The sequence below is a fragment of the Enterococcus sp. DIV0240d genome (assembly GCF_051711245.1).
Taxonomy (GTDB): domain Bacteria; phylum Bacillota; class Bacilli; order Lactobacillales; family Enterococcaceae; genus Enterococcus_D; species Enterococcus_D casseliflavus.
The window spans coordinates 362,805-375,424 of sequence record NZ_JBIOMG010000001.1; the positions used below are offsets into that span (position 1 = coordinate 362,805).

The following is a 12,620-nucleotide window of genomic DNA, read 5'->3' on the forward strand; positions in this document are numbered from 1 at the left end:
CATCCGATTGGTTGACGAATGACTCGTCAAGGGATCGGATGATTTTTTAATTCTTCAAAAAGCACGCGGCTTTCTTGCTGCAGCCGCTTGCCGATATCTGTTTGCCCTACCGTTGTTCTTTCCGTTTGCCGCACGACGATTTTTTTCTGAGTGACGATGTCACGTCGCTGCTGGATGGCTTGCTGGCGATCTGTAAAGGGTTGATGGGCTGCTAAGGTCATGCCGAAGGAATTTGACAACAGCGTGTAACCGGCAATGCCTGTGACGGATTGATAGGAGCGAGAGAGTCCGCCATCGATCACCAATAAACGACCATTTGCCTTGATGGGCGTCTCGCCTTTACGCACTTTGACAGGGGTATGGCCATTGATGATGTGACCTGTCGGCGGCAGACCGAAGGCAGCTAGGACACGGCAGCAGAAGTCTTCGTTTTCCCTTAAAGAATAATAGGCATTTTTTTGTTCCATATGGGTGTTGCGATCTGCTATAAAGTAGCGCTCAAAGGTTTTCATGGCTTTTTTGCCGAAGAGGGAAGAGCCTTCGCCGCACCAAAGATACCAGATCATATCGGTGGCAAGGTCTGTTTGCTTTTCTGGGTGGGCAAAGCTTTCCTGCAAACATTGCTGAAAAAAGTCCATCAACGCTTTGCCTGCTAAGGGCTGCTGCTGGAAAGTAAAGGCCAGGAAATCGCCGTTTTCCTGACAAGGCAGGCAGCCGTGATACAGCAGGTTGTCGTTGAAGCGCTGGTACAAGGTGCCATGCTCAACTAAAAAGCGCATATGCGCAGCTAAGCGGGGCGAGCGTTGAAATTGGCTCAGCAAATCTTGCAGTACCTCATGTTCTTCTGCTGTCAAACGGTAAGGATCATCGGGATCTACTAGTTGAAAACAGCCGTTGATCAAAGGATAGGTCTGGTCTAGCTGGATTTGTTGCCGATCTTGAGACAAGCGATGCAACAAGCAGCGCTCTGCCATCGCAAATGCTGGTCGCCGCTGGATCACGGCTGCTTCGACTTTGAATTGGATGATGGCAAACGCCTGTTGCAAAAGCATGGCGGCTTTTTTTTGCTGGCTTGATAAAGGGTCCACTGTTTTTTGCGGATAAAAGCCTTCATTTTCTGTGTAATATTTTTGGCTAAAAGCCAGTGCTTTTGATAGATCGATCCCATAACCATCTTGTAATAATGCCAGATTGCCGTAGCGAGCAGCGATGCGGATCGTATTGGCCAAACAGGGCAGCGAGCCGCAAAAGCTGCCGATCCACAAGATATCATGGTTGCCTAGCTGAATATCCAGTGAGGGCAAAGTCATCAAGCGATCGACGATTTTGTCTGGCGCTGGTCCGCGATCATAAATATCGCCTAAGACGTGGAGATGATCCACTACGAAGCGCTGAATCAAGTACGCCAGTTCTTGGCAAAAAAGCGGGGCTGCCTCTAATTCAATGATCTTATCAAAAATCGCCCGATAGTAAGCTTCTTTATTGAAGTCAGCATCATATTGGTACAACAGTTCTTCTAAGATATAAGCAAAAGAAGACGGCAGTGCTTTGCGTACCTTGGAGCGTGTGTATTTACTGGAAGTAAAGCGGGCAACTTTTACTAGCTGTGCCATCTTTAAGCGCCAATCGGCAGGGGTCCAGGCCTGTTCTTGTAATAGCTCCTCTGGATAATAAATGACAAAACAAAGTTCGGTCTGTTCTTCTTTCGTCAAGACGCCAGTAAACAAAATCTCGACTTTTTCTCGGATACTGCCAGAACCATTCCGCAAAATATGGTCAAAGGCATCGTATTCGCCATGCAGATCGCTGACAAAGTGCTCGGTGGCTTTCGGCAGCTGCTGGATGGCTTCCAAGTTGATGATCTCGGTCAGGTTTGCCAAGGCGTCTTTATTGAACATGGGCCTGTTCTTTGGCTTGTTCTTCAATCAGCATCGCGCTTTCTTCAATGGAGCGTTTGCTGACATCGATCACCGGAATGTTCAGCTTTTTGAACCATTCATTCGCGTAAGCTAATTCTGCTTCGATTCGTTCACAATTGGTGTAATGGGTCTCTTCTTTTAAGCCCAATGAATGCATTCGGGATCGCCGAATCTCGGTCAGAGATTCTGGATTCGTGGTCAAACCGACCATTTTTCGCGGGTCGACTTGGTGCACTTCGGCTGGCAAAGCAACTTCAGGAATCAAAGGCAGATTTGCCACTTTGTAGCCGCGGTTTGCCATGTATAAACTCAATGGTGTCTTCGAGGTTCGCGAAACCCCTAAGAGGACAAAGTCAGCATCGAGAAATCCCCGTGGGTCTTTGCCGTCGTCGTATTTCACCGCAAATTCCATCGCTGCCACCCGGCTGAAATATGCTTGGTTCAAGCGATGCAAGGCACCAGGCTCTTGGACGGCTTCTACACCGAATGTTTTTTCCAGCATCGTGGTCAAGGGCGACATAAAGTCGACATACTGCAAACCAGTCCGCTTGGCAAAGGCATCAACAAAGGCGACTAACTCTTTATTGACTAAGGTGGTAACGACGATCGATTTGTCTAGCAAGGCATCTTTGAGGATCTCGCCTAAGCTCTCTTCATCATTAGTAAAGGGAAAGAGCTGGATGTCTGAAAGGTCGATCGTGGGAAACTGCGCGGAAACGGCTGCGATCAGCTTTTGTGCCGTTTCGCCTACGGAATCTGAAATCAAATATATTCGAACGTTCTTCATTGTTTTTGCCCCCTAAAAGTGTGTGTTGTCACTGTCATTGCCTGCTTGAATAAAGTAATTCATCAGCCGTGTCTTCGTGATTTTGCCGATGACTTTTTTTGGTTCCTGCGGATCGACCACAGGCAAGGTATCGACTTCATGTCGCCCTAACAACGTACCAGCCGTCAAAATCGTTTCTTCGGGTGTGATGGTCACGATGTTTGGCATGCGAGTCATGATCATCGCTACAGGTGTTTTTTCTGGTGCGGCATTGCTGATCGCAAAGCGCAGTAGGTCTTTGCGGGAGAGGACCCCAATCAGCTCGTCTTGGTCATTTTTGACATAGAGGGAACCGACATCGTACATAAACAAAGTCGTGACCGCTTCATAAACGGAGACCGTTTGTGAGATCAGCAACGGCGGGATCATGACTTCTGCAACTTTGGTATGATAGAGTTTTTCGAAAAGCAAAGGCTCAACGGTTTGTCCTGTATAGAAATAGCCGACTTTCGGTCGGGCGTCTAATAAACCGGTCATGGTCAAAATCGATAAGTCATTCCGCAAGGTTGCGCGGCTCAAGCCCAACTGCTTCGCAATGGTCTCCCCACTGATCGGCTGATGCTCTTTGACGATCTCAATGATTTTCATTTGTCTTTGGCTTAATTCCAATGTGTCACCTTCTTTCTTTTATGTGCTATGCTATTGATTATATGATTTTCCGAATAAAAAGGCAATCCTTCTCTTTTAAAAAGGATAAATCCCTTAAAAGTTATCTTTTTCAGCTTGACGATTAAATATGTCATACTATATACTGCTAATTAATCGAAATAGTATATAACATTTAAAAGGAGGAACATGATGGAAAAAGCAGTCGTATGGTTTTCAGAAGGCACAAAAGAGCAAAAAGCACTATTAGGCGGGAAAGGGGCAAATCTTGCGGAGATGACCAATTTGGGTTTACCTGTTCCCCAGGGATTTATCGTCCCTGCGACTATTTGCCTGACCTATTTAGAAGAACAGGTTCTTCCTGAGGCGATCATCAAGCAAGTCAAAGCTGCCATCGAAGAATTGGCAGTCCGCAGGAACAAAACATTTGGCGGACTGCAATCGCCGTTGTTGGTTTCTGTCCGCAGTGGGGCTAAGTTTTCCATGCCAGGGATGATGGATACGATCTTAAACCTTGGGTTGAATGATGAAACCGTCCAAGGCTTGGCTCAGCAGACGGGGGACCCCGTTTTTGCTTATGATTGTTACCGCCGCTTGATCCAAATGTATGGGGATGTGGTGAAAGGTGTAGCAAAAGAGCACTTTGAAGCCTACTTGACAGATTATAAGAAACAGCAGAATTATGCGTCAGACCAAATGATGACCGGCAATGATTGGCAAATGATCTGCCGCGTGTTTCAAAGTATTTATATGGAACATACTCAAGAAGCGTTTCCGCAAGACCCGTTTCAGCAATTGTTGGCAGCTATCACGGCGGTTTTTCGCTCATGGAACAACCCACGGGCAAAGACCTACCGATCTCTCCATCGCATCCCTGACGATCTAGGGACTGCCGTAACGATTCAAGAAATGGTGTTTGGTAACAGCGGGATAAATAGTGGGACGGGTGTCGCCTTCACCCGCAATCCAGCAACCGGGGAACTGGGACTTTTCGGCGAATTTTTAGTGTGTGCCCAAGGGGAAGATGTGGTTGCAGGGATTCGTACACCGCAACCGATCCAAGCGTTGGCACAGCAGCATCCCATGATCTATCAGGAATTAAAGCAACTGGCTGAGCGTTTGGAGGATCACTATCAAGACATGCAAGACATTGAGTTTACCATCGATGACGGTCAGCTGTTTGTCTTGCAAACAAGAAACGGCAAACGAACCGCCGCTGCCGCAGCGCAAATCGCAACGGATATGGTCGCAGAAGGTCGGATCACTATCAGGCAGGCACTAGATCGCATCACACCAGAAATGATCGATCAATTGCTGCACCCGTTATTTGCCCCCGAAGCCTTACAGCAAGCCAAAGCCTTTACGCAGGGCTTGCCGGCTAGTCCAGGAGCAGCTTCAGGACATGTCTATTTCACTGCAGAGGCGGCGGAAAAAGCCAACCGCGCAGGAGAAAAAGTCCTGCTGCTGCGACAAGAAACCTCACCTGAAGATATTGAAGGCATGGTGGTGAGTGAAGCGATCATTACCGCTCGTGGGGGGATGACTTCGCATGCGGCGGTGGTCGCCCGTGGTCTGGGGGTCTGCTGTGTGGTAGGGTGCGAGGCATTAAGTGTCGATGTATTTTTGAAGCAGGCTCGCTGCGGCGAGCTGCTGATTGAAGAAGGTGACGTGCTTTCGGTAGACGGCAGCACTGGCAAACTGTATCAAGGGCAGCTGCCTATGACCAGTGTCCAGGAGCGGGTCTTGCTGGATCAGCTTTTGACGTGGGCACAAGCCCAGGCAGATCTAAAGGTTTACGCAAATGCGGAAACGAAAAATGACATTGAGGCTGCGCTGGCCTTTGGGGCAGCGGGCATCGGCTTAGCACGGACGGAGCATATGTTTTTTGGGGAAGAGCGTTTGTGGAAAATGCGGGAAGTCATTTTGGCAGAAACGAAGGCGGAACGATTGAAGGCGTTGGCTGAGATCAAGGCGTATCAAAAAGCCGATTTCCAAGAAATGCTGCAGGCCGCGCAAGGAAAGAAGTGCACGATTCGTTTATTAGATCCACCACTTCATGAATTTTTGCCCCATGAGCATGAACGCCTTGAAATGGCTCGCCGTAGTCAAAAATCATTGGCAGTGATCGAGCGGCGAATTGACGAGCTGCAAGAGGTCAATCCCATGATGGGGCATCGCGGCAGCCGTTTAGGACTGAGCTATCCAGAAATTTATGAAATGCAAACAGCGGCGATTTGTGAAGCGGCTGTGGAATTGCGGCAGCAAGGAGTCGAGGTAGAGGCGGCGATCTTATTGCCCCTGATCAGTTTGCCCGCAGAGCTGCAGGTGTTGAAAGCGACGTTGACACAGGTGATCGCTCAAGCAGAAGCAACCCTGCAGCAACCATTGCACATCGAGATCGGCATGATGATCGAGACACCTAGAGCGTGCTTGATCGCTGGGGAGTGTGCTGAAGATGCTGCGTTCTTTAGTTTTGGTACCAATGACTTGACCCAAATGACCTTTGGCTTTTCGCGGGATGATGCAGGCAGCTTTATTCAAGCCTATTTGCAGTCGGGGATCTTACAAGAAGATCCTTACCAGCACTTAGATCAGGCGGGTGTTGGTACCTTGATGCGCCAAGCGATCACTGGCGTAAGAGATCGTCAGCCAGAGCACTCGATCGGTGTTTGTGGCGAAGTCGGTAGTGATCCCTATTCCATTGCATTTTTGCGAGAGATCGGCATCGACTATGTTTCTTGCTCCCCATACCGAATCCCTGCTGCCTGGTTAGCGATCGCCCAATCCGCCCCCATCATCGAAGAGGCGTCAGTGGGCTCCCACTAAAATAGGAGAAAAAAATACACCGCAGTCCACTAGCAAGGTTCGCTTGCTTGCTGGATTACGGTGTGTTCGTGCAGCTTCACCTTACAGGGGCTGATCCGTTTTTTGGAGCACGGGTTTGCGTCCTTTTAAATACCAAGTGATCCCAATGACATGGGCGAGGTAGATGGCAGCGAGGACGAAACGTACCAGCAGATTAGGGATCAATACTGCAGGAATGGCAAAGACTACCAGCATCATGGCAAACATCCGAACCATTCCCTTGGTACTCAGCTGTTTTTGTACGAGTGGTTTTTCAATGTATTTTTGATAATTTTCTGATTGAACCAAGCGTTGATAATAGGTATCGGAACTCCGCAGCCAGAAATAAGCCGTCAGCAAGTAAAAGACCGTTGTAGGTAAGAAAGGCAAGAAGATTCCTAAAGTACCTAGACCGAATGTCAGTGATCCACAAAGAAAAAATAGTGTTTTTTTCAAAAGTAACCCTCCTTATTTGGGTGTTTCGTGTCTTACCCTCAGTATAACGGAGGAGGGGCAGCTTGAACATGCGTTTTGTGCTTTTCTCCGTTTTTTAGCGGCAATAAGAGTTTTTCTTCCCCTTACTCCTGCTTTTTTGATAGACTAGAAACAACACAAAGGGGGAAGCAGCATGGAAACGATTGAATTGAATACCGGCATTCAGATTCCAGTGATCGGCAGTGGGACGAATACATTTGGGAAAGAAAACCGAGAATACCAAGGTGCGATCAATGATGATACGACAGAGCTGTTGACTGCTATCAAGCTTGGGTATCGGCATTTTGATACGGCGATTTCTTACCGCAACGAAGCCGTAGTAGGCAAAGCCATCAAGGAGAGCGGGATCGACCGCAGCGAATTTTTCCTGACTTCTAAGATTCCTGGCAAACCAGAGCATACGCAAGATGCAGCTGCCGTGAAAGCGTCTGTCGAAGCGAGTTTAGCAGCCCTGCAGACGGAATCGATCGATCTTTATTTGATCCATCATCCGTGGGACAACTTGGCAGAGATCGCCGCTGTCTGGGCGGTTCTTGAGGCTTATGTCGATAAAGGAGTCTTAAAAGCGATCGGGGTGTCCAATTTCCAAGAAGAAGAACTTAGCTATTTATTGGCAAACAGTCGCATCAAACCAGCGGTCAATCAAATCGAATCGCATCCAGGCAAGTGGAACGACGCGATCATCGCCTATTCCTTAGCCAATCAGGTAGTTCCAGAAGCCTGGGGGCCACTTTCACGAATTTCAGAAGCGGCTCGGGAAACCTTGACCCAAATCGGTGAAGCGTATCAAAAAACCTGGAGCCAAGTGGTCTTGCGTTACCAAATCGAGCGTGGGGTGATCGTGATTCCGAAATCCCATTCAGAAAAACATCAAGCCGAAAATTTAGCGCTCTTTGATTTCGCTTTGACTGCGGAAGAAAAAGCCGTCATCAAAGAATTATAGGCAATAAAAAGTAGTCCCATTAAAGGGAACCTACAGCCAGTGCGGAAACTTCCGTGCTGGCTATTTTTATGCAGTCGCAACGCTCCTTCATGACTGAGGAGCTTTTCTATTCGTTAGATCAGCAACCGTAAGCCTTAGCAAAAAAGAAAATGCGCTGGCAGCCGTTTCTGCCAATGAACCCTCTTAATCATTCAAAGAAATAACCGATTATCCTTACTAAGGGTCGTCTACGGACGAGTCTTCATTGGATCGTGTGAAATTGGAAATGAAGGAGTGGCACAGTTGTGAAAAAAAGAAAAAAGACGATAGGAATTTATGTGATGATCACCTTGATGCTGGTTGCGGGGATCCCGATCATTGTCATGCTGACAAGTTCCTATTTAACCACCAAGAACTTATTGATTGAACGAAATGATTTGAACAAAGAAAGTGCCGTCAATTTGATCTTGGCGGAAGAAAAGAGTTTGCGCCGATCGACGGAAAGCAAATTGAAATCAATGGCTGAACTGCCAGCGATGAAAACAGAATTCAGCATGGGGCGCATCCGTTCAGATCTTTCTTTAGCGATTGCTGGGAGCAACAGCTTCTTAGCGGTGACTTTTGGGACAGAAGATGATGAGTATGTGACCTTCAATCCCTTACCAGATGATTATAAGCCTACGATTCGGCCATGGTACAAAGGGGCCGTAAAAGCCGAAGGAGAAGTGTATTGGACAGCACCTTATTTAGATACAGTGTCGAATCAATTTGTGACGTCGGCTTCGATCAGGGTCAAAAACTCCCATAATCAAGTGGGGGTTTTAAGCGTCGATGTTTCCTATGAAAGCATTCAAAACATCTTGTCTTCCTTTACCGTAGGGCGGACTGGGAATGTCACCTTAGTTTCAGAATCTGGGGTCATCGTGACCTCAAAAAACACCAAACAAATCGGTAAGAATATCAAAGAAGAAGAAGTATTCCAAAAAATCAAAGAAGCTAAAAACCCGACAGGCATGGTTGGTTTAGGCGACTCGAATAAAGTCAACGATGTGTTGTATGACAAGTCTGCTGATTCCAATGTTTGGGCGTACTCCGAAGTCAAAGCTAGTGATCTAGACAAAGAGCTAGGAGCGTTAGTCCGCACCACCATTATCGTTACGATCTTGATGCTGCTCTTTGTAGGACTGGTTTCTTATGCCGCGATCAAAGTAGTCGCAGCGATCATCGATTGCTTCAATCGTTACTTTAGAAAAGTCGGTGAAGGCAAACTAGAGAAGATGAGCAAAACCAAAAGAGCCAAAGGCGAAAAATGGACATGGGAGCAATTGGCACGCCGAGTTGTATATCCAGACAAAGCAGGCAATGAGATCCAGCAAATGGCGGACAATTACAATGTGATGATCGAAGGCACGGGTGCATTGATCCAAAAAGTACAAAAAGAAAGCAACAGTGTCGCAGGAATGTCAGATTCTTTATTAGAATTGTCAAAACAAACCAATATTGCGACAGAAGAAGTCTCTCAAACCATTACGGGGATTGCTGAAGTGACCGGTGCGCAAGCCCAAGAAACAGAATACAGCGTGTCACAAATGCAAAACCTGTCGCAGGTCGTGAAAGAATTACGAGAAAATGTTGGCGGCATGAGCAGCAAGTCGCAAGAATCTACGAAGATCAATCAAGAAAACTTAACGATCATGGATCAAGTCGATGACAGCTGGCGACAAGAGTTGGCACAGATGGAGCGTTTGATGTCGAACATGACGGGAATGAATGATAGTATCCAAAACATCAACTCGATCATTGGGGTCATCAACGATATTTCTTACCAAACCAACTTGCTAGCCTTGAATGCATCGATCGAAGCCGCAAGTGCAGGTGAGTCGGGCAAAGGCTTTGCCGTCGTGGCAGCTGAGATCCGTAAATTGGCGGAACAAAGCAAGGCTTCTACCAAAGAGATCGAAGCGATCATTGAAGAAATTCGTGAGCAGTCTAGTCAAATGGTCAAACAAACGTCGGCATCTGTCAAAGGCGGCGTTCGCCAAACCAACTTGATCAAAGAAGCGATCTCGTCTTCAAAAGAAGTTTTCCAACGCAGCAGCTATATGATCGAAGGCATCCATCATATTGAAGCAGCCAGTGCCCGTATCGAAAACATTCAAAACAGTGTACTGGAAAACTTAGAAAACATTTCCGCATCAACGGAAGAAAATGCCGCTGGTACACAAGAAGTTTCCGCAAATGCAGAAGAAGTCTTGGCAACCATGGATGAATTTACCAACCATGTGGCAGACCTCAGAGACATTGCAGAAGAGTTGAAGCGATTGACCAATCGTTTTGAAGTGGAAAAATAAACCAAGCAAAAAAATCACTCATCAGCTATTCGCAAGAATGGCTCGTGGGTGATTTTTGTTTAGTGAATAGGAGACTGCAATAAAGCCAAGACGGATATTGGTCGTCTTGGCTTTTCATGATGATGAGCAAGCAGGAAGTCAAAGAAGAGTTCAAGCAAATGGAAGGTGATCCGCAAGTCAAAGCACAGCGCAAAGCGAAGTACCGTGCGATGACCCAAAATGCCATCGCCAACGTCAAAGAAGCGACGGTTTTGATCACCAATCCGACCCATTTCGCCATTGCGATTCGTTACGATGCCAGTAGTGAAGGGGTGCCGCGGGTCTTGGCCAAAGGGGCAGATCAGCTGGCGCAGCGGATGAAAGCAGAAGCACTGAAAGAAAATATTCCACAGATCGAAAACCGTGAAGTGGCACGAGCCCTTTATCGCCAAGTAGAACCCGGGGATCTGATCCCTGTTGAGATGTATGAAGCCATTGCCGAAATCATCGCTTTGGTCTATCAGTTAGAAGAAAGCCAACGCGGCAAGATTTAAGGAAACAGGAGGAACAAAAATGAATGAGGCTGCCTCAAAACCGAAAAAAGGCATTGGTCTGGCGGATATCTTAATCTCGGTGATCGTCCTAGCTATTATTGGTTTGATTATTATTCCATTACCGAGTGCACTATTAGATATTCTGATCATTATCAATTTGACGATCGCGATCAACATTTTACTGATCACCCTGTTTACCAAATCAGTGTTGGAATTCACTACGTTTCCAACCTTGCTGCTGATCACAACGATGTTTCGTTTAGGTTTGAACCTATCTTCCACACGGTTGATCTTGACCCAAGGAAATGGCGGACACGTGATCGATGCCTTCGCCAATGTCGTTGCCGGCAGCAATTACATCGTGGGGATCATTTTGTTCGTGATCATCATGGTGGTTCAGCTAGTCGTCGTGACCAATGGTGCAGGGCGTGTCTCAGAAGTGACTGCTCGCTTCACATTGGATGCGATGCCCGGCAAGCAAATGGCGATCGATTCCGACCTAAATGCCGGTTTGATCACGGAAGCGGATGCCCGCAAACGACGAAAAGATCTGCAGCGAGAAGCTGATTTCTTTGGTTCGATGGATGGTGCCAGCAAGTTTGTCAAAGGGGATGCGATCGCAGGGATCTTGATCACTGTCATCAATTTAGTCGGCGGGGCGATCATTTTCTCCATGGGGGAACAAATGACCGTCATGGAAGCCTTCGCCCAATTCGGGAAACTGGCAATCGGGGATGGCTTGGTCAGCTCGATTCCCTCTTTATTGATTTCGATTGCTTCTGGGGTGATCGTGACTCGTTCTGATAACGATAGTTCCTTTGGTTTAGATATTGCGGCAGATGTGATGCGTAATCCCCAACTGTTTCGGATCGTGGGGGCGATTCTCTTCGTCTTAGCCTTAGTTCCTGGGTTTCCTTTTGTCCCTTTTGTGTTGATTGGTTTAGGCCTTTTCGCAGCCAGCTTTCTGGTGACGCAAAAAGAAGAAAAGCAGCGAGTGGAACAAAAACAATGGGAACAAAAATTGGCACTGGAACGCAAAAAAGAAGCACAGGAAGAAGACGATTCCGTGGCTTCCTTCCAAGTGGAACCAATCTCAGTGGAAATTGGTTATGGTCTGATCCCTATCGTGGATCGTTCGATCGACAACAGCTTGATGAACCGCATCGTGGCGATCCGTAAACAGAGTGCTAGAGAATTAGGGATCTTAGTCAGTCCCGTTCGTATTTGCGACAATCTCTATTTGGATGCCAACGATTACGTGATCAAGATCCGCGGCAACGAAGTCGGCCGCGGCGATATTTACCCGAATAAAGTCATGGTGATCAGTCCGAATGAAGAGCCGTTTCCTTTTCAAGGAATCGCAACAAAAGAACCAGCCTTTCATCTGGATGCTATGTGGATCGATGAATCCGATAAGGAGATGGCGGATCTGCAAGGGTTTACGATTATCGAGCCGTTGACCGTGATCGCAACACACTTAAAAGAAATCATCTATGCCCATGCACCAGAGCTGTTAGGTCGCCAAGAAGTCAAGAAATTATTGGAGGGCATCAAAGAGCAGTACAATGTCGTGATCGATGAATTGATCCCCGATATTTTACGGCTCGGCGAGGTCCAAAAAGTTTTACAAAATTTATTGGATGAGCAAATTCCCATCAATGACTTAGCAACGATCTTAGAAACTTTAGCCGATTACGGCGTTGTCACGAAAGACGTAGAAGTTTTGACAGAATATGTCCGCCAAGCATTGAAACGGACGATTGCTGCCAAGTATGCCAATGAGAACCACGAGCTGCAAGTGGCGGTGATCCAGCCGAAACTAGAAGAAATCATCGCTCAAAGTATCCAAAAAACCGCAACTGGCTCGTACCCAGTCTTAAAACCAGATACCGTGACCAAGCTGTTGGATTCCATCAGTGGGATCCAACATGCGGCGATCGCTCAAAATATCAATTTCGTGATTCTGGCATCGCCTAAGATCCGGTTAGCATTCAAAAAAATGATCGTTTTTAATTTTCCAGATATCGCCGTTCTTTCTCTAAATGAGATTCCCAATGAAATTGCGATCGAAACGGTGGGCAGTATTGACATTTAAGCAGAATTTTCTTAGGAAGGGGCATCGCC

Annotated in this window: 8 protein-coding genes and 1 pseudogene; 5 read left to right on the top strand and 4 right to left on the bottom strand. The window is 47.1% G+C overall.

Translation table 11 applies throughout. The annotated features are described in order from the left end of the window. Nucleotides 1-26: 26 nt before the first annotated feature. Genes IGJ25_RS01705 through IGJ25_RS01715 form a run of 3 tightly spaced genes read right to left on the bottom strand, consistent with a single transcriptional unit; the run spans nucleotide 27 to nucleotide 3,354 of the window. A complete protein-coding gene (locus tag IGJ25_RS01705; RefSeq protein WP_213356306.1) occupies nucleotides 27-1,898 on the bottom strand; it encodes a fructose-1,6-bisphosphatase in 1,872 nt (623 codons plus the stop codon). After that, complete coding sequence (locus IGJ25_RS01710) at nucleotides 1,888-2,706, bottom strand: pyruvate, water dikinase regulatory protein (protein ID WP_005226564.1); 819 nt, start codon at nucleotides 2,704-2,706, stop codon at nucleotides 1,888-1,890. Before IGJ25_RS01710 ends, IGJ25_RS01705 begins: the two co-directional genes overlap by 11 nt. A gap of 12 nt (nucleotides 2,707-2,718) precedes the next feature. Next, complete coding sequence (locus tag IGJ25_RS01715) at nucleotides 2,719-3,354, bottom strand: helix-turn-helix transcriptional regulator (RefSeq protein ID WP_005232817.1); 636 nt, start codon at nucleotides 3,352-3,354, stop codon at nucleotides 2,719-2,721. Between the two features lie 189 nt (nucleotides 3,355-3,543). On the opposite strand from IGJ25_RS01715, the gene ppdK reads away from it, so the two are divergent. Next, nucleotides 3,544-6,177 carry a pyruvate, phosphate dikinase gene (gene ppdK / locus IGJ25_RS01720; RefSeq protein WP_266166275.1) on the top strand — a complete coding sequence of 878 codons (2,634 nt, stop codon included), beginning with the start codon at nucleotides 3,544-3,546 and terminating at the stop codon, nucleotides 6,175-6,177. An 81-nt stretch (nucleotides 6,178-6,258) separates the two neighbouring features. Here the strand turns inward: ppdK and IGJ25_RS01725 are convergent, their stop codons facing one another. Next, complete coding sequence (locus IGJ25_RS01725) at nucleotides 6,259-6,651, bottom strand: YbaN family protein (protein ID WP_438779076.1); 393 nt, start codon at nucleotides 6,649-6,651, stop codon at nucleotides 6,259-6,261. Nucleotides 6,652-6,823: 172 nt separating this feature from the next. Between IGJ25_RS01725 and IGJ25_RS01730 the strand changes: the two genes are divergently transcribed. The 4 genes and pseudogenes from IGJ25_RS01730 to flhA all read left to right on the top strand — a co-directional run bounded on the left by IGJ25_RS01730 (nucleotide 6,824) and on the right by flhA (nucleotide 12,591). After that, nucleotides 6,824-7,633: an aldo/keto reductase family protein gene (locus tag IGJ25_RS01730; RefSeq protein ID WP_005226570.1), complete on the top strand. Its 810-nt coding sequence runs from the start codon at nucleotides 6,824-6,826 to the stop codon at nucleotides 7,631-7,633. A gap of 284 nt (nucleotides 7,634-7,917) precedes the next feature. Further along, a complete protein-coding gene (locus IGJ25_RS01735; protein WP_115231519.1) occupies nucleotides 7,918-9,963 on the top strand; it encodes a methyl-accepting chemotaxis protein in 2,046 nt (681 codons plus the stop codon). Between the two features lie 116 nt (nucleotides 9,964-10,079). Further along, nucleotides 10,080-10,496, top strand: a pseudogene (locus tag IGJ25_RS01740) (EscU/YscU/HrcU family type III secretion system export apparatus switch protein); the annotation flags it as partial. A gap of 19 nt (nucleotides 10,497-10,515) precedes the next feature. Beyond that, complete coding sequence (gene flhA, locus IGJ25_RS01745) at nucleotides 10,516-12,591, top strand: flagellar biosynthesis protein FlhA (RefSeq protein WP_225000662.1); 2,076 nt, start codon at nucleotides 10,516-10,518, stop codon at nucleotides 12,589-12,591. The last annotated feature ends 29 nt before the right edge of the window (nucleotides 12,592-12,620 follow it).

Bases quoted from the DNA above. Each gene is read 5' to 3' on its own strand.
- ppdK (WP_266166275.1), top strand. From the start codon at position 3,544: ATGGAAAAAGCAGTCGTATGGTTTTCAGAAGGCACAAAAGAGCAAAAA.
- IGJ25_RS01710 (WP_005226564.1), bottom strand. From the start codon at position 2,706: ATGAAGAACGTTCGAATATATTTGATTTCAGATTCCGTAGGCGAAACG.
- flhA (WP_225000662.1), top strand. From the start codon at position 10,516: ATGAATGAGGCTGCCTCAAAACCGAAAAAAGGCATTGGTCTGGCGGAT.
- IGJ25_RS01730 (WP_005226570.1), top strand. From the start codon at position 6,824: ATGGAAACGATTGAATTGAATACCGGCATTCAGATTCCAGTGATCGGC.
- IGJ25_RS01705 (WP_213356306.1), bottom strand. From the start codon at position 1,898: ATGTTCAATAAAGACGCCTTGGCAAACCTGACCGAGATCATCAACTTG.